22 protein-coding genes are annotated in these 22,735 nt (G+C 42.5%); 9 read left to right on the top strand and 13 right to left on the bottom strand.

Annotated elements, in window-relative coordinates:
* Positions 1-446: 446 nt before the first annotated feature.
* Together ACM0OZ_RS37965 and ACM0OZ_RS37970 are read left to right on the top strand one after the other, a co-directional pair.
* Positions 447-1,268, top strand: coding sequence for a M23 family metallopeptidase (locus ACM0OZ_RS37965; RefSeq protein WP_414588011.1), 822 nt, complete (start codon positions 447-449; stop codon positions 1,266-1,268).
* A gap of 1,144 nt (positions 1,269-2,412) precedes the next feature.
* Positions 2,413-2,889 (top strand): transposase family protein, encoded by a 477-nt coding sequence (locus tag ACM0OZ_RS37970; RefSeq protein WP_414588012.1) that lies wholly within the window; start codon positions 2,413-2,415, stop codon positions 2,887-2,889.
* Between the two features lie 11 nt (positions 2,890-2,900).
* Here ACM0OZ_RS37970 and ACM0OZ_RS37975 read toward each other — a convergent pair whose 3' ends face one another.
* The gene (locus tag ACM0OZ_RS37975) at positions 2,901-3,599 is read right to left on the bottom strand and encodes a M48 family metallopeptidase (RefSeq protein WP_414588013.1); all 699 of its coding nucleotides are present in this window, start codon (positions 3,597-3,599) and stop codon (positions 2,901-2,903) included.
* Complete coding sequence (locus ACM0OZ_RS37980; RefSeq protein ID WP_414588014.1) at positions 3,596-6,817, bottom strand: type I restriction endonuclease subunit R; 3,222 nt, start codon at positions 6,815-6,817, stop codon at positions 3,596-3,598. The genes ACM0OZ_RS37975 and ACM0OZ_RS37980 overlap by 4 nt, the downstream gene beginning before the upstream one ends.
* Positions 6,818-7,298: 481 nt before the next feature.
* Here ACM0OZ_RS37980 and ACM0OZ_RS37985 point away from each other — a divergent pair, with 481 nt between their 5' ends.
* Positions 7,299-7,556 carry a type II toxin-antitoxin system ParD family antitoxin gene (locus ACM0OZ_RS37985; protein WP_414588015.1) on the top strand — a complete coding sequence of 86 codons (258 nt, stop codon included), beginning with the start codon at positions 7,299-7,301 and terminating at the stop codon, positions 7,554-7,556.
* Complete coding sequence (locus ACM0OZ_RS37990; protein WP_414588016.1) at positions 7,553-7,876, top strand: type II toxin-antitoxin system RelE/ParE family toxin; 324 nt, start codon at positions 7,553-7,555, stop codon at positions 7,874-7,876. Before ACM0OZ_RS37985 ends, ACM0OZ_RS37990 begins: the two co-directional genes overlap by 4 nt.
* 5 nt (positions 7,877-7,881) lie before the next feature.
* Here the strand turns inward: ACM0OZ_RS37990 and ACM0OZ_RS37995 are convergent, their stop codons facing one another.
* The 6 genes from ACM0OZ_RS37995 to ACM0OZ_RS38020 all read right to left on the bottom strand — a co-directional run bounded on the left by ACM0OZ_RS37995 (position 7,882) and on the right by ACM0OZ_RS38020 (position 13,186).
* Positions 7,882-9,222, bottom strand: coding sequence for a restriction endonuclease subunit S (locus ACM0OZ_RS37995; RefSeq protein ID WP_414588017.1), 1,341 nt, complete (start codon positions 9,220-9,222; stop codon positions 7,882-7,884).
* Between the two features lie 24 nt (positions 9,223-9,246).
* A complete protein-coding gene (locus ACM0OZ_RS38000) occupies positions 9,247-9,846 on the bottom strand; it encodes a hypothetical protein (protein WP_414588018.1) in 600 nt (199 codons plus the stop codon).
* A gap of 38 nt (positions 9,847-9,884) precedes the next feature.
* A complete protein-coding gene (locus tag ACM0OZ_RS38005; protein WP_414588019.1) occupies positions 9,885-10,079 on the bottom strand; it encodes a hypothetical protein in 195 nt (64 codons plus the stop codon).
* A 168-nt stretch (positions 10,080-10,247) separates the two neighbouring features.
* Complete coding sequence (locus ACM0OZ_RS38010; protein ID WP_414588020.1) at positions 10,248-11,318, bottom strand: hypothetical protein; 1,071 nt, start codon at positions 11,316-11,318, stop codon at positions 10,248-10,250.
* On the bottom strand, positions 11,318-12,172 hold the full coding sequence (locus ACM0OZ_RS38015) for an N-6 DNA methylase (RefSeq protein WP_414588022.1): 855 nt from the start codon (positions 12,170-12,172) through the stop codon (positions 11,318-11,320). The genes ACM0OZ_RS38010 and ACM0OZ_RS38015 overlap by 1 nt, the downstream gene beginning before the upstream one ends.
* A 540-nt stretch (positions 12,173-12,712) precedes the next feature.
* The gene (locus ACM0OZ_RS38020; RefSeq protein ID WP_414588023.1) at positions 12,713-13,186 is read right to left on the bottom strand and encodes a hypothetical protein; all 474 of its coding nucleotides are present in this window, start codon (positions 13,184-13,186) and stop codon (positions 12,713-12,715) included.
* Positions 13,187-13,732: 546 nt separating this feature from the next.
* On the opposite strand from ACM0OZ_RS38020, the gene cbiM reads away from it, so the two are divergent.
* From cbiM to ACM0OZ_RS38040, 4 genes are all read left to right on the top strand, one after another.
* Positions 13,733-14,410 carry a cobalt transporter CbiM gene (gene cbiM / locus ACM0OZ_RS38025; protein WP_414588024.1) on the top strand — a complete coding sequence of 226 codons (678 nt, stop codon included), beginning with the start codon at positions 13,733-13,735 and terminating at the stop codon, positions 14,408-14,410.
* 11 nt (positions 14,411-14,421) lie between these two features.
* Positions 14,422-14,796, top strand: coding sequence for a PDGLE domain-containing protein (locus ACM0OZ_RS38030; RefSeq protein ID WP_414588025.1), 375 nt, complete (start codon positions 14,422-14,424; stop codon positions 14,794-14,796).
* A 29-nt stretch (positions 14,797-14,825) separates the two neighbouring features.
* Entirely contained in the window at positions 14,826-15,602 is a 777-nt protein-coding gene (gene cbiQ / locus ACM0OZ_RS38035; RefSeq protein WP_414588026.1) for a cobalt ECF transporter T component CbiQ, read from the top strand.
* Positions 15,603-15,801: 199 nt separating this feature from the next.
* Entirely contained in the window at positions 15,802-16,596 is a 795-nt protein-coding gene (locus tag ACM0OZ_RS38040) for an energy-coupling factor ABC transporter ATP-binding protein (protein ID WP_414588027.1), read from the top strand.
* Between the two features lie 464 nt (positions 16,597-17,060).
* Here ACM0OZ_RS38040 and ACM0OZ_RS38045 read toward each other — a convergent pair whose 3' ends face one another.
* The 5 genes from ACM0OZ_RS38045 to ACM0OZ_RS38065 all read right to left on the bottom strand — a co-directional run bounded on the left by ACM0OZ_RS38045 (position 17,061) and on the right by ACM0OZ_RS38065 (position 20,566).
* Positions 17,061-17,264, bottom strand: coding sequence for a ComC/BlpC family leader-containing pheromone/bacteriocin (locus ACM0OZ_RS38045; RefSeq protein ID WP_414588028.1), 204 nt, complete (start codon positions 17,262-17,264; stop codon positions 17,061-17,063).
* Positions 17,265-17,791: 527 nt separating this feature from the next.
* Positions 17,792-18,622 (bottom strand): energy-coupling factor ABC transporter ATP-binding protein, encoded by an 831-nt coding sequence (locus ACM0OZ_RS38050; RefSeq protein WP_414588029.1) that lies wholly within the window; start codon positions 18,620-18,622, stop codon positions 17,792-17,794.
* Positions 18,603-19,409 (bottom strand): cobalt ECF transporter T component CbiQ, encoded by an 807-nt coding sequence (gene cbiQ / locus ACM0OZ_RS38055; protein WP_414588030.1) that lies wholly within the window; start codon positions 19,407-19,409, stop codon positions 18,603-18,605. The genes ACM0OZ_RS38050 and cbiQ (ACM0OZ_RS38055) overlap by 20 nt, the downstream gene beginning before the upstream one ends.
* On the bottom strand, positions 19,393-19,707 hold the full coding sequence (locus ACM0OZ_RS38060; RefSeq protein ID WP_414588031.1) for an energy-coupling factor ABC transporter substrate-binding protein: 315 nt from the start codon (positions 19,705-19,707) through the stop codon (positions 19,393-19,395). Before ACM0OZ_RS38060 ends, cbiQ (ACM0OZ_RS38055) begins: the two co-directional genes overlap by 17 nt.
* A 136-nt stretch (positions 19,708-19,843) precedes the next feature.
* Complete coding sequence (locus tag ACM0OZ_RS38065; RefSeq protein ID WP_414588044.1) at positions 19,844-20,566, bottom strand: energy-coupling factor ABC transporter permease; 723 nt, start codon at positions 20,564-20,566, stop codon at positions 19,844-19,846.
* A gap of 728 nt (positions 20,567-21,294) precedes the next feature.
* On the opposite strand from ACM0OZ_RS38065, the gene ACM0OZ_RS38070 reads away from it, so the two are divergent.
* On the top strand, positions 21,295-22,317 hold the full coding sequence (locus ACM0OZ_RS38070; RefSeq protein WP_414588032.1) for a multicopper oxidase domain-containing protein: 1,023 nt from the start codon (positions 21,295-21,297) through the stop codon (positions 22,315-22,317).
* Positions 22,318-22,735 lie beyond the last annotated feature (418 nt).

Genomic DNA, 22,735 nt, shown 5'->3' on the forward strand with positions numbered 1-22,735 from the left:
ACATCAATCGCCGTAAAGGTTTGCAGTTTCGCACCGCGAACTAGTCTAAACTCCAATCATAAAAAAGTTGCTGGTTAATAATAACTATTCAATTCATTATTATAGTTAATTCAAGGATTTCAATTATTTTGAAGCAAAACCTGACTTTACCCCATTTTGCTTGATAATCACCTGACTTTACCTTACTAATATTGTTATATCCAAGATTTGGAATAGTGTTTAAAACCTGATTTTTTTCCTATTGTTAGCTTTATAATTCCGCGTCATTATGTTGGCAAGAGGCGAAGAAATTAATTAACAAGGTGTATTGATGCTAATTAATTGATTTGCTTTTTAATTGAAGAAATCTGCTCAATTTACTTTTTGAGTTTTACGGATGGATGGTAAACATGAAAAACGCCATGAAATTTCTTTCTATTTCTATAGCAACTTTAATCACAGTCTTAATGTCCAATACTGTTTTCGCACAATTCACACCAAATCAAGCCTTAGCAGCGGACAGCTTTCCATTTCCTGGTCGCGCGGAAGACCTTCCGCCGGGGCATTACTGGTTCTTACAACATGAGCATAGTTCGGGTAATAAAAGCCAAAGTTTGGGATATGATCTCGGTGCCGGAGTTCGCTTTGATGTGGCGCAACAGAAATGGGTTGGCACCAAGCCTGGTGCGAGCGGAGATTCCTGTGCAAGTGCCCCTAAGAATAGTGATTGTATCATTTACGGAATTCCGGTTTACGCAATCGCTGACGGTGAGGTGCTCAGTTGCTGGCGCAATGCACCCGAGAACCCTGCTCCTGGAAAAAAGCGAGATGACATTGGTGACTGGAATAAGCCTGGGGTTGAAAAGGGAGTTCCCGGCGGCGGCAATCTATTGAAGGTAGATCAGGGTAACGGGCAAATTGTGTTATATGCTCACTTCATACCCGGTTCCGTACCGAAGAGCCTCTGCCCAGTTGATGATGAGTTTCAAACCCCTGCTCAAACGGGCGTGCTACCTCCTGGTAACAGACCGAAGGTGAAAAAGGGGCAGAAGATTGGTGCGGTGGGCAACTCCGGAAGTTCTAGCCGTCCGCATTTACATATCCACATGGAAGGGAAAGCAGGCGAGCCGCTCCCGCTACGTTTTCATTCTGCATGGATTAAGAGCACGAACAAAGACGAAGATTCGACGACTGACTGGGTGCAGCTTAAAGGCGAAGCCCTATCCAATCCTCCGATAGCGATTTTGCCCAATTATTCTACTGGCTTGTCAAGAAGCATCAAGAAGTAATACCAATTCACGCATTCGCTCATTCAAAATTCACGCATTAAGAAAGCCTAAGATAACGAGGGTTTGGGAGTATGTATCTGTCGCATTCTTTTTTCAAATTGGTATAACAGTGGTTGGCAGCCTAACAAAGCCCATGCACACCGACCACCGAAAGCTTAATTACTGATGCCAATATTGATATCAAAGTGCAGCTTTGCGACTTTATATAAGTCAGACTTATCAATGCCTGAGTGTAGAGAATTTTTCGGTGGCTGAAAGATAAGTTTGGCTTAACTGAGATCAATTGAGGGGAGGTTCTTCACGAAGTAATCGGGTTTTGGGAGAATTATTACTGTCCATAATTTACACAGTAACTTTGCCTGTTACAGTACCCTTAGCGTTACCTTCTCCTGCTTGTCTAGTGAATAGCTCTACTTTCTTTCGCAGCAACTATTTGGCTAACCATTGCAGATTCGCCTTGACCTCTCTTTTATAGTTCATTCAACAGTGATGTTACTGCGGATTGTTGGCGATAATTTATGTTAGCCGAAAGTTATAAACATCTTGGAAAAAAATTATCTATAGGTAATTTTGTAAACCAATAAGGCACTTTTTGCAATATTTATATACAAAATCTCCTTGCTTTGCCAAATTGGGATGCTCCCCTCACAAGTTCTTCACATTTTTTCCATAAGCTCAAAATGATTGCTCCAATATGCGGCTTGATTAGTCCTTACGCGATATTAACAAGAGCGTAATTAGGAGCAAAATCAGTTGCCAAATTCTAAGGTCAGTTTTTTTATAACTAGCAAGTGAAATTCGTCAAAATCAATTGGCGGATTAGTTCATCTTGTTCACTTATCGCTCATTTACTGTTCTAAGTCCACAATTAGGAGTAACTATGCTTGAAATTTTCAAATTGTATCCTAACAAGACTAGTTTTTTTGTTGGTATCGCTATAGGTTTAGGTACTTTTATAGTTAGCACATCGCTTTGCGTTTTTGCTTCTGGATGTCCAGACGGCAATCCTTTCTTTCCCGTAGCAACATTTTTAGGCTAACTCTGTGTTGGCATATATTGCAGTTGGTTGCTCAAAGGGAAGCCCAAACTCTTAGTTAGTTTTGTTGCTACTTTGCTAACTATCTTTGCTGTACAGCTAAGTGGTATGAGGGCAGTTTTAGATGCCCGTCTAGTGCTATCAAAAGCAAGGGAAGGTAAGGTTCATGATAAAAGACAGTTAGATGAGGAAAAATTGGTAGATTTTGTTCTAGATGAAGTTCCAATTCATGTGGATTTGGGTTTCCAGGGATTACAAAAAGAATTTGTCAACATTAAAATTCCAGATAAAAAGCCCAGAGGCAAACAACTAACCGAAGAACAAAAACAATCCAATCGAGAAAAAAGTAGCGATCGCCTTTTTTGGAAAGGTGGACAACGCACGGCTCGTTTGCTGATGCTCTATCAGCAAATTTTGCAACAAAGTGAAATAGCAGCTGATGAGAGTTCCGAACAAATGGAATTACGGCTGTCGGGACTAGTAGTCAAGCAACACGGCAAGTTGAGAGTTTATAACCGCATTTATCAAGCTATATTTAACCAGGCTTGGGTTAACCAAGCGTTGGAAACAATAGGTATGGAATGAATAATGCTTAGTTAAAGGTCATAACTTGCCCCATTCTCAGCTAACCACCGCTTGCGCTCAAGGTAATCCGGCACAATCCGCTCCACCCTATCCCAAAACGCATTAGTATGATGCGGTTCCATCAAATGCACCAGCTCATGAACCACCAAATACTCAATCATAGTGCGTGGAAGCATCGCCACTCGCCAGTGAAAATATAAATCTCCCTTGTGTCCGCATGAACCCCAACGGTAGCCTAACTTGCGTACCTGAACCGAGCGGGGAGAAGCCCCAACGTGCTTGACAATAACAGCAATTTGTGTATCTAAAATAGGGCGCAGGCGATCGCCATACCATTTCACAAAACATTCTCTTCCCCGTAGCTGTTCTTCGCGGTGCAATTCAAAACGGCTTTGGTAAAACTTGAGTGGCGGTTGTCCTTTCACTCCATCTACTAATTTGAGGCGATAGCTGCGTCCTAAGTAGTAAAACCCCTCACCGCAAACGTATTCTTTAACACCTACTGGTGGATTTAATGACTCTTTTTTTAACAGTTTGCTGTAAATCCAGTAGCGTTTATCATTGACTATCTTCTCCAGAGTTTCTATTGGCACTTCTGGAGGTGAAGCTAAGATTAATTGACCGTCACGTTCGACGGTAATACCTACGGTACGACGTTTTGCACTGTGGCGTATTTCAAAATTTAGATCGCCAAAGGTGATAGTTGTCATACAATTAAACTATCACGATTTCGGCGAGCTAGTTGCACAAGTTTATCTGCTACTATTTCTAATTCGTCGTAACTCACGACATCATTATCATCCAAGTAACCTGCTATCCACTTTCGCAAGTCTTCTTGACTGACAAGACTGTCCCAATTCACTCGACGGATATCTTGGCGGATGTGTTCGACAATTTCTTGTGTCGCTTGGGCAAGTTGGGTTAATTCTTGGGTGGAATGTTCGGCTAAAATATTGAGAAATGGAAGTTGAGTTTTCGGGTCGAGTCCAGTTTCATCTGTAGAACGACCAGCTTGAATTTCTTGGATATATTGCCACAAGACATTAACTTTTTCTTGCCAGTTATCAGCAAAAGATTCGAGAATGTCTGTTAATTTATCGCTTAAGTTTTTGTAATAAACTGGGTCTTCATCGTAATGTACGCTAATGTGATGACGGGCAGCGAATTCCATTTCTGCGGCTTGCGCTTTAGTTGAACGATGGCGTTGAACGTGGGTTTTGAAGTCTAGGGATAGAATATCAATTGGTGGAACTTTCAGGTCAATTCCCTGTGCTTCAATGTATCGGTCAATTAATGCTCTAACCTTCTCTTTGGCTGTGACTATGTTAAGTTTTTCATCTCGATAGAGGTCTGCAACAGATTTTTTAATGAAACCGAGTTTTTTAGCATCCTTAACAAAATTATAGGGATGACGCGCTTCTGGTCGTGGCAGAATGGTATCAAGGGTATCGATGAAGTCTTTCAAGAATTCGTTGAATTCTACTCTCAGGCGTTCATCTCTGAGTATGTCTACACAAGCATCTACGTCATCTATTGTGCAGCCGTTTTGAGTGAATAAATTGATAACTCGCTGATGGCGATCGCGTAATTTGGGTATTTCGTCCGCGATATCAAACCAGGCTGATTCTGTATCTACTTCTTCGTAAATTGCTAAAGCTTCTGCTAGGTTGACACCGTAATAATCGACCACTAAGCCATATTTTTTCGTGTCGTTATAGATGCGGTTCACACGAGCGATCGCCTGCAACAATTCATATTCTTTCATCTCCCGGTCTAAATATAAAACTTGTTCATTTGGGGCGTTAAAACCAACCAACAACATACTTTTGACAATTAAGAAAGCTAGACCATCCTGTTTTGTGGAGTCTGGATGTACTAAGGATTTTTTGAAGCGTTCAATGCGTGCTTCTTGTTTACTTTTATTCGTCCACTCTTCCCAACTAGGGTCATCGTTTTTGTCCCCAGAGATAATAACGCCAAATTCTAAGCGGCGGATGGTTTCCAAATAAGAAAGTGCTTGGGCTAAAAAGCGCGTTTCTTCATTATCAATAGATTCTAAAGCTTCTGGGTCGAGACTTCGCAGAATGGGGGCACGAGTTTCTAGTTGTTGCACCAGTTCCCGCTGTGCTTCGACAAACGCATCGTAGTAGCGGACAGCAGCGCGACGGGTAGGGGCGACGACTTGTGCTTTGAAGCCTCCGGGTAAGATACGCTGTATATAGTGGCGCAGCATATTTTTTGCTTTGGCTTTAATGAGTTCGCGTGCTTCAGCAACTTGGGTTTTGGTAGCGTATCTCGCTTTAGAATGCGCCCGTTCTTCTGGGGTTTTGTCTGCAAAGATGATTTCAAAAAGTTTATCTAAATCATCTCCTTGGGTGACTGCACCCCTTGCTTCTAAACCTTCGTAGAGAATGGGTAAGGTAACACCGTCTTCTTGGGACTGACGGATGTTGTACTGATCGATAAACGAACCAAAAATTTGTTTGGTGGTTTTTTTGGCAGATTTGACGATGGGAGTACCAGTAAAGCCAATACGGACGCAGTTGGGTAAAGCTTCGAGTAAATTGGTGTGGAGAGTGCTGGCGTGGGAACGGTGCGCTTCGTCAATGAGTACTAGGATATCTTCGGAAAGGTTGAGGCTTTTTGGCATTTTTTCCGGCTGTTCCTCTTCTTCAGAATCTTCGCCGCCTTTGAATTTCTGAATCATCCCAAAAACTAAGCCTGCACCTGGTTGTTGCAGGTATTGTTCTAGCTTTTTGACTTTTTTCGCTATCTGCAACGGTTCGCCTGTCAGAACAGCGGTATCGGAAAGTTGCTTTTCTAAGTCGGTGCGATCAGTCACGACGACTATCTTAAAGCGGCGTAATTCCGGAATCGTGCGAATTTTCCGAATCAGGTAAACCATTGTTAGGCTTTTGCCAGCACCTTGAGTATGCCAGATAATACCACCGCGTTGGTCATCTGTACCGTGTTGCAAACGGGTTTGATTGTGTAGCAGTCGATCAATTGCTTCTTGGACTGCTCGATATTGTTGGTAACGGGGGACAATTTTAATTGTGCGTCCGCCACTGGTTTCATATAAAGTAAAGTTCCGCAGGATATCAAGGAGGTTCGCAGGGTTAAGCATTCCGGCGATCAGCATTTGTCGGGTATTTGACCTCTCCCCGTTGGCGGGGAACCCCACCCCCAGCCCCTCCCCGCTAGCGGGGAGGGGGGTTAGGGGGGTGAGGTCAGTCTTCCACTCAACGTAATACTCATGGTTTGCACCCACTGCACCCGCTACCGCCCGTCCCCTAGAAGCGGCTATCATTAACAGGTTGTAGTGAAATAGTTTTTCTGCGCCTTCTGGTTGACTGCTATTGCGTTGGTTCGAGTATTGCAATAGGTCATTAATTGCTGCGGTAATGGGATTATCTAACTTGGGACTTTTGCACTCAATCACAACCAGGGGGATACCGTTGACGAATAGCACAATATCAGGAACGATAAAACCGCGATCGCCTGTTATCCAAAGCGGATCTACTCGGTATTGATTGATTGCCAGAAAGTCGTTTTTTTCAGGATGCTCAAAATCAATATAGTGGACGGTGTGCTGTTTGCCGTCTTTTCCTAAAATGGTAGTGCCAGAAAGCAGTAATTCTGTAGCAGCTTTATTTGCTTCCATGAGTCTTGGTGCTGCTAAACGCTCAAGTTGACTCACCACTGCGTTCACTTGGCTATCATCGAGCCAAGGATTACCATTGTCATCTAGGTTGATGCGTTTGATGACGGTTTTCAAGCGTTGGATGAGCAGAACTTGCTTGAAGTTTTCGCGTTCGGTGACTCGCAAGTCGAACTGATGACCTTCGATATGCTGCCAACCCATGTCACTGAGTTGTTGAATAGTGGGCAGTTCTACATGAATATACTCAGGAGTTTGTTTAGACATGGTGGCAGTTTTTGAGGAAAGTCACAGCATTTGATAGCGATATAGTTAGGCGAAGAGCGATCGCTCACCCTCTTAGTCCTTTCACGCTCGTTCGCCGCTAGGCGTTCCCGTAAGGTAGATTACTTATTAACGAACCACCAAGACGCCAAGAACGCCAAGGAAAAGATAGGTAATCTTGCACCGGGAAGGGAGTAACTTGATTCAAATGCTGTTATAACATTTACCTCAAAGTCAGCCAGTTTTGCTCATGCAAGCGCTGCCAAGCTTTACGAATATAGCGCTTCTCGTTTGAATGAAGTACAGATTTATCTGTGTCCATCTGTGTTCATCTGTGGTTCTTTATTTCTTGATGTATTGCACTTAAATGCAAACCACTATATGTTCAGGTTTGAATAGTTTAGGAATTACCATCTGCATTCTTGGCATAATTTGCCAATTTTTGCCAATATATAGATATTAAAGTATGAGAGGTAAACCATCAATGACAACACTTAACATCTCTTTACCAGATTCGATGCGAGCTTTTATTGATGAGCAGGTTGCAAAAGGTGGCTACAGCACTGCGAGTGAGTACATCCGGGATCTGCTTCGCCAAGCCCAAAAGAAAGCAGATCAAGAGAAGTTAGAGGCGATGTTGTTGGAGGGTTTGGAAAGTGGTGAACCGATTGAAGTGACAGATGAGTGGTGGGAACAAAAACGCGCTCAAATGATGCAACGGTTCCGCCAGCAAAAGAAATGACGCGACGCATTATTATTACGCCAAGGGCAAGCCAAGATATTGATGAGCACTTTGCTTACATTGCCCAAGATAATTTTGATGCTGCACTGCGATTTTTTGACTCAGCACGGTTGACGTTTTCGCAATTAGCAAAAACTCCTGGTATGGGTAGCGCCTTCCAGATTATAAACCCTCGTCTGGTAGGGTTGCGTAAGTGGGCAGTGAAAGATTTTAAAAAATATTTGATTTTCTATCGATATGACGATGAGTCTATTGAGGTAGTGCGGGTAGTTCATGCAGCGCGAGACATCCCCGCTATTTTTGAGGAAGAACAAGAGTGATGAGTCTAATTTTTGGTATTCTTGACTCGCACTTTTCCAGTTAATAAGTCGTGCATCAGTCCTTGTTTCTGAAGTTTGAGCTTGTTGAAGTAGGCTTCTTCTTTGCGGATGCGCGTATCGTGAACGTCACAGATATTAATAATTTGAAGTTGTTCAGAGATAGGTGGCAAGACTAAAGGAATACGACGAACATCTCGAAGATTAATCCCTTTGACAGCTTGCCCAATGGTGTGAAGTTCTATAAAAGCTTGAGGTTCTGGCATTTCCAGGTATTGCCTAACAAAACGTGGATGTGCATTTGTAATTGCTAAACGTGCCGTATCTTGTGTTATGTTTGCCGCCTTAAGATGCTCTGGAACAAATGCCATTCTTCCAACCGTACCTCGAATTGTGAACAGTAAATCTCCAGGTTCAAGTCGAGAACGGCGGTAATTGTTATCAATTTCAGGACTAGTCAAAAGTAAATCAGAGGTTTGAATTTCATCGTTAATTATGTCTTTTACTTTAATCACCGGGATGCCGCCAGTATAGCCGTATCCCGGCATCAGAATTCCATAAACTATGGGGCGATTGGGATCAACTACATCACCAAGTACGCAAGTATCCCATTCTTTCGGAATTCTTGCCAGTGGCGAGTCTTTGAACTGTTCAGGATGCGCCGCTGCATCCCTCAATTGTCCGTTCTCATCTAACCCGCGTGTGAGCAAGTCGTGCAGCAATCCGGCTTTGGTTTGTTTAAGTTTTGTAATGAGGGAGGACGTGCGGGCGATCGCATTATCTAAAGTCTGAAGGATGGTTACAATTTTCTCCTGTTCCTCTCGTGGGGGAAACGCCAGTACAAGATTCTCAATACGAAAAAGAGCTAATTTGGGAACACCCCCACCTGTGCCCTTCTCTGCTTCGATTTGTTTTTGTACAACAGAACTATTCATCTGATAAGCCACAAATTCTGGCAAAGAATTATCCTGAAGTACAATTCGCGCTGCATTTTCAGTAAGTATTGTGCGCTGTTGTTTATGTGGAGGTCTAAATACACTGATGTAGCCTAAAGATCCAGCAATAGAAATAAAAAGATTGCCCTCGTGAATTTCGTATCGCTCCAGGACTTTAAAAGTAGATGGCTTCAGAAACTCCAAAGCTTCAAAATCAATGTTTTGTTCAAAAAAGTCAACGACACGCAAGTATCTAAATTCTGTTGGGTTATCAGAATATGAGTGACCTAGTGGTAAACGTTTGCCTCCAAAAACAGAAGCACGGGAAACTAGTTTATCTACCTGCCAATCCTTCGGAATCTTCCCCAGAGGTGAATCCTTAAACTCCTCAACCTTAACCAAAACCTCAGGCATACCCCAACCCCTGTAAAAACTCCCTCAAATCTGAACACCCTGAGATAAAATACCCAAAATCTTATTTATCTCCTTAATATAATAATTATTCAAATCAATAAACACATCAGAACCTTCTAACTTCAAAAACTTCCAAATATCCCCCGTTGTCACTGCACCATAAATAGTTTTAATTTCATTTCCTTCTTCTTGGTTAAACAATTGTGCTGCCAACATCGCCGCTGCACATTGACCTAATCCGCCTTTAATATTTTCATTTTTTGCTTCTACAATAATCACGACAGGTGCATTAATTGTTAATTGCTCTTTAGAACGACTGATGAGAAAATCACAATAACCATTCAATCCTTTCTCAGCATCAACATTAAAATCTGTTCCGGAAAATAAACTAATCTGATAATTAGCCTGACGTCTCACCTCTAATAATATTGGGGTAATAATCATTTCGGAACGTGCTTTTTCGGTATTAATGGCTAAAGCAAGTTCCGCCGTTTCTTCTAAAGTCGTTGTTAGCTTATCACTGACTTGTACAGGTTCTACGTTGGCGAATAAATCAATTTCTTCATCAATACGAATGTTGAAACTCTTTTTAAATTTACTTAATGTAAAGTCACTATAAGCCATTGTTAACACCTCAACTTATATACCAATACGGTTGGTGATTAAGTATCAGTTTGTTCAGAAGCATCAGGTACACCACAAGCTACCGGGTTCATCCCCATTTCAAAAATTGGATCGCTTTTAATAGTTGTTATCACGACAATTAAATTATTTTCCTGGCGAATTTCCACCTCTTGAACTCCCTCTAGAAACTCCTTGGGAATGACTACACCTTGTTCTGTTACTTTGACTTTCATCAGCAATTCATCCTATCACTACTATAGCAATCCTAAATCATTCATAAAATTCTCTCTTCTCTCTTTGCTTGGCGCTCTTGGCGTCCCTTCGCTTCGCTCGAAGGCAGGCTTGGCGGTTGATAATTTTTACAACTCAAATAGGACTGCTAAATATTTAACTGAGATAGTTTAAGCATACCCCAACCCCTGCAAAAACTCATTCAACTGCTTCGCTGCTGCATCCCTTTCCATCTCAATATCCTGCAACGTCACCCGATACTTATCCCACCAATTCTCTACCGCCGCAATCACCTGCTGACGGTGCGCGGTGACATATCTCTCCAATTCAACGATTAACCCATCCTTAAAAATTCCTAACACCAAACCCTGACATTCTTCATCACTCAACGCCGTACGCGCAAGATCCAAACGCTGTACCAATTCATTCTTCAGCGTCTTCAATTTTGCCTTAGCTTCCTTCAGTTGCTTGGTAATTTCTTTATAAGGTTCTAGTTGTGCTTCAATCTCAGCAATTTCTACTTCAGTCTGCTCAATTAACGCTTCAAATTCAGCAATTTTATCTGCATTCAATAAAGGCGACTTCTTTAAAATCTTGAGTTCCTTCTTTGGCTCTTTAATCAAATTTTTCAGATGCTTAAGCTTTGTGTCTAACTCCTTGACAACATTAACCGCCTCTGCATCTTCCTCGCTTTCTTCCCCAGCTTCCGCCTCCGCCTCTTCTGGGCGTTCAAAGGCTTCTTTCTGCTGTTCTAATTCGGCAATACTCGCTTCAACTGTGGCAATCTCTGCCAGATAATCTGGCATCAACCGCACCACTAATTTATGATTCAATGGGTCAAATAGCGGCTTACTTTTCTTTTCCTCATCATCTTGTTCCAAAGCATCTTTAATTGTATCCACCCAACTATCAACTAAACCGCCAAAATCTGACTCAGATAAAGTTCGCAATTCATACTTCACCTCATCCCACCAACTAGCAACCACACCCGCCACCTTAAAACGGTCAAGTAATCCCACAGGTTCCAAACTATCTACAAAAGAACTCAAAAACTCAGCGCGGAGTTCCATCACTTTTTTAGTTTTGGGCAACTCACCCAAAGAAGGCGAGTGCATCTGCCACCAAGCAGCAAACACACTCATTAATTTGCCTTCTTGCTGCTGAATCCCTGCATCTGATTCTATAAAAGTTTTTATCTGCCCTCTCTCGGTAATTGCAGAAATAAAATCGCAATAATCCACTAATTCCGCTCCACTAAAATCTTACTTGGGTCAAACCCATGTGCCGCCAATAACTCGCGCTTCGCCTCTACTTCTGCCTTGGGAATTCCCCCCAATAAATGCGCTTTGACATCATGAGGTTCCGGTGGTGGCGCATTATCGGCATAGCGGCGAATATTGCAGTTGTAATCGTTTTCTGCTAACTTTTCTTTGGTCACTACTGCCGAATAACCAGGCAAAGACACAAAATTTTCAAACACCCAAGTCATCTTTTCAATATGCTCAGGACGCAAATAATTTTGTGCGCGACCTGCATAATATTCAGCATCAGCATTAATAAATAACACCTTTCCCTGACGCTCAACAGGTTTCGCTTTCTTTGTGGCACGCATCACCAAAATACAGGCTGGGATACCTGTGCCATAAAACAAATTCGGTGGTAAACCAATCACCGCCTCTAAATGGTCATTTTTAATAAAACTCTCGCGTATTTTCTTTTCTTCTCCCCCACGAAACAGTACACCATGCGGCATGACTGTTGCCATCATGCCATCAGTTTCGAGAACAGCTAACATATGTTGAGCAAACATCAAATCAGCTTTTTTACCCGTTTCCGGACAATACCCATGTGTAAAACGCCCAGGGAATTGCATTCCATCACGGCTATAGTTTTGAGAGAAAGGCGGATTGCTGATCACTCGGTCAAAGCGCATCAGTTCTCCGCCAGAAATATGTAACGGATTAAATAGGGTATCGTCATTGTGAATATCTGCATCCCGAATCCCGTGAAGCAGCAGCTTAACCTGCTTTTGAGGATGCGATCGCCTTACCTTGCCAACTTGCTTGCTAAGCGCTGATGAATTTGATCCAACCATAGAGGAATGATAGATTGACCTGCTTTTAGGGATGCGATTGCCCAAGGGGCACTGCGCTCCGCGCAATCGCACGCTCCAAATCAAATTCTACAAGCTCCCTTAAACGCTTTTCCTGATCCCACAACAACTTGAAGAAGAATACAGGAGTCAGAATACAGGAGTCAGAATAAGAAATTGGAATCAAGTTTGCTGACCTCTCCCAATTAAAGACTTCCTAAAAGGAAGGGGTTTTAGAGCCATGTACTCCGGCGTCAGTTGTTATTGAGCTACTGGTTGTTTCTTCCAATTCTTATTTCTTCTGACTCCTGACTTCTGACTTCTGAGTTCTTTTTGATAAAGTAGTTCACCGTACATGACAGTAGCGCTTAGGCGCTACTGCAATCCCGTTGATGTCACTGAAGAAGAACTCAGAACGCAGAACACAGAATGCAATTGGTGGGGACTTGGCTCCCAATACTGCGAACCAGAACTCTAGAATTTATTTAAATTCTTGCTTCTTCATTCTGATTACTGAGTTCTGAGTTCTAAGTACTTTTTTGGTCATTTTTGGCTACAGTACTTATTCACCTGACCTGCCAGATCATCAGACTGCTTAGCAGTATTTGCTGCTGCTGTCAAAGCCGTATCGATTTCTCCTCTAGCCTTTTGAATTTTTGCCCTACCTTCTGATGAGTCTTGTGCGTTCTTAGCTGAACCAAGAGCTTTACCCGCCTTGGCGATCGCTTGACTGAAAGTCTCAAATATCTGCACAAAACGGCTCTGAAATTCTTGAAGCTTGGGATCTTTTAACTTCAGCTCCTTGATTTGTTTGGTCACAGCTTCCAAATCCTTGGATAGTTGCAAGCTTGTTGTCACCTGCTGCCCTTTATTGTTATCAATCAGTTCACTTCCTTTGTTTACGACATCAATCAGTCGCTGACATTGAGAGGCTTTGCTGTCATTACAAGCAGTAACCAAAAGGGCGATGCTCAAGCTAAGAGGAACAATAACGGTATATTTACGTAAAATAGACATTAACACCCAACCATCAATAAAACCCAAACAATACTAACTAATGATTCAGTCGTTTTGGTTGGTGTTTCGATAATTCAATTCTTCCACTGAGTTCGGTAGTACTTCGGGACCTGACTTTTCACGTCATGTGGAAAAACCAACAAAGGAACCTAACCCCCCAGCCCCCTGACCCTAATCCCCACTTCGTGGGGGCCCCGAGTTCCCTAAAAGGGAAGGGGGAGAATTTAAAGCCTCTCTCCTTGTAGGAGAGAGGAATGGAAGCGAGGTTTTCCTTTCTAAGAGTGAAAAGTAAGCTCCGGGACAGCGCAGGTTTACCCCAAGCTAGATTTGTTACCACTTTAGGCACGATCAAACAAACAGCACACAGGTATTTATTTGAAAATGCCCCCCCATTGCATTGAATTATTGGAAAATACCAAGTTTAATTATAAATTTCCCTAGATTGCATAATCTAGCTAAAAAATTCTTTAAATTACGGATATAATCGTGTTTCCTTTTATTCCATACTCAAGCTGGCTACATAGGGCCATTCACCCTTATTTAGCCTTGCACATCCCAGATGGCTTTCTTAACTTACCTATTATCTTTGTCACCTGGGTCATTGCCATCGGTTTAATTGCACTCGCGCTCTCGCGATCGCAAGCAGAATACCAGGAAAAAGCCGTACCCCTGATGGGAGTGTGTGGCGCTTTTATCTTTGCTGCTCAAATGATTAATTTCCCGATTCCTGGCGGCACTTCCGGGCACCTTTTGGGTGGAACCCTAGCGGGAGCTTTATTAGGTCCGTGGGCTGGCTCTCTGGTGATGGTAGCGGTATTTATCGTTCAAGCTGTTTTGTTTCAAGATGGCGGTCTGACGGTATTAGGAGCCAACATCTTTAATATGGGATTGGTTGGCACATTTGCTGGTTATTACTTATACAAAGCAATCCGGTTTGCCATCGGTCGCAATAAATTGTCAGGAATGGTCATTGGCGCAGCCGTTGCTGCCTGGACAAGTGTAATGGTTGGCTCACTTTTGTGTGCAATACAACTGGCTATATCTGGAACAGTTCCGTTAACGGTGGCGTTGGCGGCAATGGCAACTTGGCACGTAATTATCGGTATTGGTGAGGCAGTGATCACCGTAATAGCACTGAGTTTTATTTGGCGGACTCGCCCGGATATGTTCTACGATCCCCCCCGCAAGGCTGTTGCCTCTCGTCCTCTCTCTCGGCATCAATAGGGATAATGCATATGAGTAATAATCTCTCGCGATCGCGCAATCGTGCTTTTGTTATAGCTGGCTTGGGTGTTGCCCTCCTAATTGCAGTTTTCCTGTCTCCTTTTGCCAGCAAAGATCCTGATGGCTTGGATCGAGTCTCGCAGGATCTCAAATTTGAAGATAAAGCAGTTGAAGATGCACCAGCTAAAAAACTACCGTTCTACGCTGTGTTTGAGGAATATGCCCTTAGAGGGGTACCGGAAGCAGTAGCCACACCCATCGCTGGGTTAGTGGGAACTTTAGCAGTTTTTGGCTTGGCTTGGGGAATTGGCAAACTGGTTGTGCGTGGACGTAGTTCATCTCACCCTGAGTTAGATGAATCGCAGTACACTGATGATTCACAATAAACCACGAAACTCAATAAAAATTTAACTAGATGCTGCTGCATATTGGGGCGCTAGCTTTTGATGTCGATAGTAAACAGGTTACTCCTTGGCACAAACTCGCCCCTCGTACTCGGATACTGTGTACATTGCTACTGGTGTTTGCCATTGTCTTAACGCCCAATGGACATTGGTGGACTTGGGCAATTTATGGCTTGGCTGTGGCAAGCGTTTTATTACTCAGTAAAGTCACCCTCAGCGTGCTACTGAAACGCTTAGCAGTTGAGTTCGGTTTTGTTGGCGTTGTGCTTTTGGGTACTTTGTTTCGGGGAGGTGGGACGGTTCTTTGGGCTTGGGGTCCGTTACAGATTACCACAGTAGGGCTAACTGTCTTGGGTAGTGTCACACTCAAAACGCTGCTGTCGCTGCTCATGTTGAATTTGCTAACTTTAACAACTTCAGTATCGGCGCTACTCAATGCCTTGATTCAATTGCGAACCCCGCCGCTGTTGGTGGCAATTATAGCATCAATGTATCGTTATATTGGTGTATTGATTAACGAGTTTAATACTATGCGGCGAGCCGCAGCGTCTCGCAATTTAATGAACAGCAACCGTACTATCCGCCTGGTTGTTGGTAACATGATCGGAGCGCTGTTTATCCGCACTTACGAGCGAGGTAACCGCGTTCATCAGGCGATGCTGTCACGGGGTTATCAAGGAGTCCCACCGATAGAAAAAGTACCACAGGGCGGACGGCGCGATGTTATAGCTCTGAGTTTGACTGTAATTTTGGCACTTCTTGGACAAGCAGTTTACTTAATGAAGTGACCAAGAAAAAACTCAGAACTCCTTCGCTAAGAACCCAGCTGTGGGTTCTGTACGACTGGGTGATGAGTAAGGTGACAAGCCCTCGCTAACTTTCGTCGAGAAAAAAATCTTTCCCCGCTGAATAAGCGCGGATTCATCGGTGAAGTCCCAAGCTGAGTTCTGTGTTCTGCATTCTGTATTCTTCTTAAAGCACTCTTCGATGCATCATAATCCGATAAAAATCAAAAATCTTACTTATACCTACCCTGATGGTACTCAGGCTCTCGTGGGGATTAATTTATCTATCGAAGCTGGGGAACGAGTCGCATTAATTGGGGCGAATGGTTCAGGAAAATCCACTTTGCAGTTTCACCTCAATGGAATTATTCTGCCACAGGAAGGAGAGGTAATTATTGGTGAGTGGTCTGTAACGCCTGAGAATTTGCGACAAATTCGGAATTTTGTTGGGCTGGTGTTTCAAAACCCAGATAATCAGCTATTTATGCCTACTGTATGGGAAGATGTTGCTTTTGGTCCGATGAATTTGGGATTACGAGACAAGGAACTCAAAGAGCAAGTTCTTCAAGCACTAGCAGCAGTTGATATTGATCCAGAATGGTATGGGCAACGCAATACTGATAATTTGTCTGGTGGTGAAAAAAAACGCATTGCGATCGCAGGCGTTTTAGCCATGAACCCACAGGTTTTGATATTAGATGAACCATCTGCCCAGTTAGATCCGCGCTCGCGTCGCCAGTTAATTAATTTGTTACAAACTTTGCCTCTCACTCAACTGATTGCCACTCATGATTTAGACTTAGCTTTAGAACTTTGTTCGCGCACCATTGTGCTAAGTCAAGGACAAATTGTCTTTGATGGTGAGACTGAACGGGTAATGAATGATTCAGAATTTTTGCAGGCTCATGCTCTAGAACCTCCTTTGAGCTACAGTCGCCCTTACTGTCTTATTGAACACGCACCCATCAATACAAAACGTGTTCTTACCCAAGCGTAACGATAGCGAGTTGAAAATCAAGCGGCATCAAGAGTAAGCGCAAAGACAGACGCTGGCGCAAGCATTTTCCTGACCACTTGTGCGTCAATACCCAAAATTCCCAAGCAGCTTAACTACAGCAAGTCCAACGCGATCGGCAAATATCTGATGCGTTTTCCGGTCGCGTGGAAAACGGTCAACTTCCTAATATCTGAAGGTAAGAAAACAATCTGCACTAAAATTCTCTTCTAAAAACGATTAGTTAGAAGGAAAGCTCACAGTGCAGATTGCTTTAAATTCATGACCAAATGTCTTTCTACTTAACTCTGTGTTAGGTATCTCAGCCCTTGAAATCCGAGAAACCTAAGAGAATTTGTAGAACTACCGCTCAGTCAACAAATTTAATAAAAAGTTGCAACCCTTTCGGGCTAACATTTTCAGATCATAGGGTGGATTAAGGTTGGACTAGTCTAACCTTAACTCCTTCAAGGTGTTTTTACGTCTACGTTTCCGTCACTAACCAATACTGTAGTTTCGCCATCGTTAAACGAGAAATTAAAATCCTTTAAGAAATCCGATAAACTAAATCCTCCTCCAGAGACTTGGCTTAATTCTTCATTCGTAAGTTCTGTAAAAAGTTCATCAACAGTGTTAGCAGGTTGCAAACCAGTGTTTTTGATGTTAGACATAAGTACTCCTTCGTTTGTGTTTGTGTTAAGAAGCACCCTGTAGACTGTATAGCGTATAAAGCTGTACAAAATTAAATCTACCATACTTAAGCAGTAATACTTGCTATAAAAAAGTAAAAAATAAGACTTTTTTTTTGTTCTTTCAGGATGATTTTTTCTTTTTTTACTTAATTAGTCTTGTCATGTATCGCAAGTTAGACTTTCACATGACTTAAGTAATACATAGGGCTTAGGCATCAGTTGTTACTGACCCTCACTTCGCTCAAAACTAAGTTTGTAGTGAGGACTTTAGTCCTCTTGGACGAAAACAAGGACTTTTGTCCTTACTACATATAGGACTCCTGTGCAGATTTTTGAACGACACGCTTGCGGAGGGCAGTGCGAACGCAAAACCCGGATGTAGTCGGCAAAATACGGTAAGCACTGCCCACCCTACAATACTTAAGATTTTTCATAAATCCTGCGCGGATTGCTATATAAGTTTTATTATGGGTAATTTGCCGGACTTGATATGACTAATCCAAGCTTTAAAAGTAACGAAATAAATTCAATATTCTTTGCCGTAACCGTTCCAAAACAGGTCCCTCTTCAGCGACTCCGTCAGCAAATAACATTTCATATATGAGTGGTACTCCCAACTGTAACTCTTCTAAAATGTCGCGTTGAGTAAACACATCCTGTGGTTTTCCCTCCAAAACAAGTCGTCCTTTATCCATGACAAATATCCAATCTGCCCAGCGGTAAACTAAATCAAGGTCATGAGTTGCCATCAATATTGTTGTCCCACCTGCATGAATCTTTTTCAGAGTTGCCATGAGGTTACGAGTATGTAACTTATCCAGATAAGCTGTAGGTTCATCTAACAACACTAGTTCAGGTCGTAGCACCATTACATCTGCTATGGAAACTCGCTTTTTTTGTCCCAAACTTAAATGATGAACTGGTCTTTGAGCTAATTCAGTTAGACCAAATTCTACTAAAGCTTGCTCAACTCGCTGTTGAATTTCTACTTCTGGTAAGCCTAAATTACACAACCCGTAAGAAATATCTTCTTCAACAGTAGAGGCTACCAGTTGTTGCTCTGGATCTTGAAAAATTAACCCAACTTTTTGACGTAACTTCATTAAGGAGTTACGATCATATTTGAGTGACTTACCTTGCCAATACACGCTGCCTTTATTTGGTTTGTAGAGACCATTTGCTAATAAAAAAAGTGTGGTCTTTCCACAACCATTTTGACCTATTAATGCACATCTTTTATGAGCAGGAATCCGTAGCGTTAGACCATTCAGAGCCGATTGTTGCGCGCCTAAATAAGTATAATGTACCTGCTCAAATTCAAGTAACCATTCCTGCATACTTCCACAATTCTAATCCTATTAATACTGCACAGCCGACAATTGCTTCTATCGTATGGCGCTTCGATTGATGATAGCGATGAGGATGCCAAACCCGCAATTCTCCACTAAAACCCCGTGCTGCTAAACTCAAGGAGACTTGACGATAGTTTTCTATGGTTCGCTTTAGTAATTGTCCAATCAACAGTGCTAAACTTTTCATCCCAGTACTAAAAGTTCGATAGCCTCCACGAGATTGTTGAGCAGTCCATAACTCGGCAGTGGTATTTAAAAGGACAAAGATAAAGCGGTACATCAGCAATAAAAGCTCAGTTATAAGCACTGGAATCCCGATACGACGCAATGTTTGCAAAAGTTCGGAAAAGGGGATGGTTAACATGACAAAATATAGGCAGGATAAAGAGGCGATCGCTCGTGTTAAAATTGTCAATCCCTGCTCAATACCTTTGTGACTGATGTATACATAATAAGACCCAAAAGTCAATCCTATAATTGAGTCATGTTGCACAAAATCTAAATGAGATACCTCTATGCCATTGATTGCTAAAGCTGGCAAACTCGTTAACCAGAATAGAGTGGCAACATAGACTAATTTCAAATAAGTTTTAGCAGGAATGCCTGCATAAATAACTGTCCAAATACTCATCCAAAAGAATATCAAAACTTGAACTTGCGGATGAGCAAAGGCAGTGATTATCAGCAGGACAGTGGCAAACAGTAATTTTTGCTCTGGTGGTAACCAACGTAAGCGATTAGTGTAAGCAAGCGTGTCAATCTGAATTTTCATTTTGTTTCTTGCTTTGTTCGGAACGCCCCTTGTACAAACCAATGACATAGCCAATCACACCAGCACCCGTCGCTGCTTGCACACTAAACAATAAGCTTTCAACTTCCCCACTCGGCAACTCAATTAATGATTTAAACCAAGGTTCATATTGAGGCTGTATTTTTTTGATTTCCTCTTCAGCTTGACCATCTGCGCCGCCAAATTCTGCACCTTTTCTTACCATTAGGGGCGTGACTGTTAACAATACCACCGCTAACAGCAACAGCCAGTTATTCCATTTTTGATTTTGCTTATTCATTAGTCCCTTGCTAGTGGTTAGAGACGCCTCATGGCACGTCTGTACATTTATTAGTTGTTAGTTGTTAGTTGGCAAAACATCCCACTAACTACTAACCACTATCTACTACCCAATCTCTACCATTTATCTCTACCATTTATGAGTTTTTTGGTTTCATTAGGTTTAACATTTCTAATTCTTGACGACCATAGTTAGAAAGCCAATTCCATACCAAGACTGTCAAAAACCCTTCGCTAATTGCCAAGGGTACCTGTGTTACGGCAAAGATTCCCGCAAATTTAATAAATGATGCCATGAAACCACCTGTAGCAGCGGGGAAGGCAAGAGCCAGTTGCATAGAAGTCACAAGATATGTTGTCAAATCTGCAACAGCAGATGCGAGAAATATCGCCAAGCTTTGCTTGCCACTTTGCATAATCAAGCGGTATAACCAGAAGGCAACAAATGGTCCGACAATTGCCATCGAAAATGCATTTGCTCCTAGTGTCGTCAAGCCGCCATGGGCGAGCAGTAATGCTTGAAATAGCAAGACTAAACTACCCAGCACCGACATCGCTAAAGGCCCAAATAATACTGCGCCTAACCCTGTTCCTGTCGGATGCGAACTACTCCCTGTCACCGAAGGCATTTTCAATGCTGACAGTACGAAAGTAAACGCTCCTGCCAATGCTAGCAGTAATTTTAATTCAGGAGTGGCTTGAGTGATGCGAGTTAGGGAGCGTAACCCCAAAATAAAAAACGGTAATGCTACGACCCACCAAAATATTGCCCAGCCTGGTGGTAAAAAACCTTCCATAATATGCATAGCATACGCTGGTTTGGGTAGGCACACAATGAAGTAAAAACTTACCACTGCCATCAAGATTAAACTCACTAACCTTGATTTGCCTTTTGATTTAAGAATAATTTTTGACACGATAAGTACCTACAGATGCATCTAAAGCTTTTAGTTTCAATCGGCGGGCGTTTTGACTCAAGAATAATCTTTACTAGCAAAGGTTCCTGCTTATTTAGTTAAGTATGCAGAGGCATTTGGTGCAAGATATGAGCCTCTGACTAGCTTGTCCACTATCTTGCCTTTAGAAATATGCATCATACACCTTTTGACATTTTGTTGTTTCAAAAATAATTAAATCTATGTAACTATCGCAAGCAATAAAGAAAAATTAAAATTTTTCACGACACTAGGACTTAGGCACTGTACAGATTGAGCATCATGTGTGTGAATGCGCATTCAATGGGAAAGCGACCACAGCTTGTAGCTTGTAGGGTGGGCAGTGCCCTAAACTTATGTCGGGATCCAATACGGTTTTACTCAGCACTGCCCACCTGAGAGTCGAAAAATGGAAACTCATATTTGAGAACTTTGGCGTAAGTCCTAGACACTTTTTAGTGTTGTACTAGCGATGCAATGTTAAGACAAGAAACCCAGAGAAATCAAGTACGTGATAATTATAATCATTATTATAAGTTTTATAAAACTTGAGAAATATTGACAATAATTATTAATTATTTTAGTATTCCAAAAGAAATTAATTGAAAAAAATTGGCAATTTGATTTTGCTGTAAAGTATCAATAATAACACAATGCCTAATATATTTGCTTTAGAAAAAGAAAAAGTAATAAGCCGTCGTAATCTGTTGAAGCTGGGTTTAGTAGGCGCTGGTGTGACTGGTACGGCGTTATGGCAAATACTTAATGCCCAAAATAAGTCAATAGTGAGAGTACCAACCTTAGAGATGGAAGCAACTTCTGGGGTTGCTAACCCAGCGAAGATGGTACGGGATTTTGAATATGGCACAATAAAGCAAGAAAATGGACGCACCATCCGGGAATTTCGCCTGACTGCGGGTACTTCCACGATTCAGCTCAATAATGCTGTCTCTTACAATATCTGGGATTTAAATGGTCGCATACCAGGACCAACACTCAGGGCAAAACAAGGCGATCGCGTGCGGGTGCTGTTCTTCAACCAGGCGGGACATTCCCACTCTTTACATTTTCACGGCGTCCACCCCTCAGAAATGGATGGTATTCGCCCAGTTCGCCACAGTACAGCAACTATCTATGAATTTGATGCTGAACCTTATGGCATTCATCTGTACCACTGCCATATTGAGCCGGTAACGCGTCATGTTGCCAAGGGGCTATATGGAATGTTTATCATCGATCCACCCACTCCACGTCCTCCAGCGGATGAGATCGCATTAGTGATGGCTGGGTATGACGTGAATGACGATAGCCGTAACGAATATTATGCCTTCAACGGGCTACCCGACTACTACAAGGATCATCCTATCCCTATTTACCAAAACCAGTTGATTAGGGTGTATCTTCTCAACATCATTGAATACGATCCAGCAGTGACGTTTCACCTCCACGCCAACTTTTTTGACGTCTATCCCACGGGGATGACTACCAAACCCACTGCTAAAACTGATGTGATTACGATGGGGATAGCGGAACGTCACATCTTGGAATTTGCCTTTCGTTATCCGGGTATGTATATGTTTCATCCTCATCAGGATGCGATCGCAGAAAACGGGTGCATGGGTCAATTTGAAGTCGTAGCTGAGAGTAACTCTCAAAAGATGACAAAAACTTCCTGACTAGACATAGCAGTTCTCAGTAGTATTAAATACAAATTTTGTGGGGTGGAGAGAAGTCCGAGGGTCGGTTTCCTCCGTGGCTCGTACGGAGGAACTGCGTTAACGCGTAGCGTCTCCGAAGGAGACTCGGAACTTCGGGGCTGTCCAGCCCGCCCTGAATTAAACCGACAGGTGAGGACACCTGTCCCACAGGAAAATCACAACTGTAATGCATTTCATTGAAAACCGCTTTGCAGACATCTTAAAGCAAACATTTTAACAGTTACCAGTTACCAGTTATCAGTTATCAGTTATCAATTTCATCGTTGGGGGAAACACCACACCAATTGGACCGAAAGCGTTGGTGGCGGGTTTAAATCCCCCACCATAGCAGGCGTCACTGCGTAGGTAGCTGTTCACTGTTTTAAAGGTGACTTCC

Origin of the sequence: Scytonema sp. PCC 10023 (assembly GCF_963920835.1) — a bacterium.
Lineage (GTDB): Bacteria > Cyanobacteriota > Cyanobacteriia > Cyanobacteriales > Nostocaceae > Kalymmatonema.

Bases quoted from the DNA above. Each gene is read 5' to 3' on its own strand.
- ACM0OZ_RS37965 (WP_414588011.1), top strand. From the start codon at position 447: ATGTCCAATACTGTTTTCGCACAATTCACACCAAATCAAGCCTTAGCA.
- ACM0OZ_RS37970 (WP_414588012.1), top strand. From the start codon at position 2,413: ATGAGGGCAGTTTTAGATGCCCGTCTAGTGCTATCAAAAGCAAGGGAA.
- ACM0OZ_RS37975 (WP_414588013.1), bottom strand. From the start codon at position 3,599: ATGACAACTATCACCTTTGGCGATCTAAATTTTGAAATACGCCACAGT.
- ACM0OZ_RS37980 (WP_414588014.1), bottom strand. From the start codon at position 6,817: ATGTCTAAACAAACTCCTGAGTATATTCATGTAGAACTGCCCACTATT.
- ACM0OZ_RS37985 (WP_414588015.1), top strand. From the start codon at position 7,299: ATGACAACACTTAACATCTCTTTACCAGATTCGATGCGAGCTTTTATT.
- ACM0OZ_RS37990 (WP_414588016.1), top strand. From the start codon at position 7,553: ATGACGCGACGCATTATTATTACGCCAAGGGCAAGCCAAGATATTGAT.
- ACM0OZ_RS37995 (WP_414588017.1), bottom strand. From the start codon at position 9,222: ATGCCTGAGGTTTTGGTTAAGGTTGAGGAGTTTAAGGATTCACCTCTG.
- ACM0OZ_RS38000 (WP_414588018.1), bottom strand. From the start codon at position 9,846: ATGGCTTATAGTGACTTTACATTAAGTAAATTTAAAAAGAGTTTCAAC.
- ACM0OZ_RS38005 (WP_414588019.1), bottom strand. From the start codon at position 10,079: ATGAAAGTCAAAGTAACAGAACAAGGTGTAGTCATTCCCAAGGAGTTT.
- ACM0OZ_RS38015 (WP_414588022.1), bottom strand. From the start codon at position 12,172: ATGGTTGGATCAAATTCATCAGCGCTTAGCAAGCAAGTTGGCAAGGTA.
- ACM0OZ_RS38020 (WP_414588023.1), bottom strand. From the start codon at position 13,186: ATGTCTATTTTACGTAAATATACCGTTATTGTTCCTCTTAGCTTGAGC.
- ACM0OZ_RS38030 (WP_414588025.1), top strand. From the start codon at position 14,422: ATGAGTAATAATCTCTCGCGATCGCGCAATCGTGCTTTTGTTATAGCT.
- cbiQ (WP_414588026.1), top strand. From the start codon at position 14,826: ATGCTGCTGCATATTGGGGCGCTAGCTTTTGATGTCGATAGTAAACAG.
- ACM0OZ_RS38040 (WP_414588027.1), top strand. From the start codon at position 15,802: ATGCATCATAATCCGATAAAAATCAAAAATCTTACTTATACCTACCCT.
- ACM0OZ_RS38045 (WP_414588028.1), bottom strand. From the start codon at position 17,264: ATGTCTAACATCAAAAACACTGGTTTGCAACCTGCTAACACTGTTGAT.
- ACM0OZ_RS38050 (WP_414588029.1), bottom strand. From the start codon at position 18,622: ATGCAGGAATGGTTACTTGAATTTGAGCAGGTACATTATACTTATTTA.
- cbiQ (WP_414588030.1), bottom strand. From the start codon at position 19,409: ATGAAAATTCAGATTGACACGCTTGCTTACACTAATCGCTTACGTTGG.
- ACM0OZ_RS38060 (WP_414588031.1), bottom strand. From the start codon at position 19,707: ATGAATAAGCAAAATCAAAAATGGAATAACTGGCTGTTGCTGTTAGCG.
- ACM0OZ_RS38065 (WP_414588044.1), bottom strand. From the start codon at position 20,566: ATGGCAGTGGTAAGTTTTTACTTCATTGTGTGCCTACCCAAACCAGCG.
- ACM0OZ_RS38070 (WP_414588032.1), top strand. From the start codon at position 21,295: ATGCCTAATATATTTGCTTTAGAAAAAGAAAAAGTAATAAGCCGTCGT.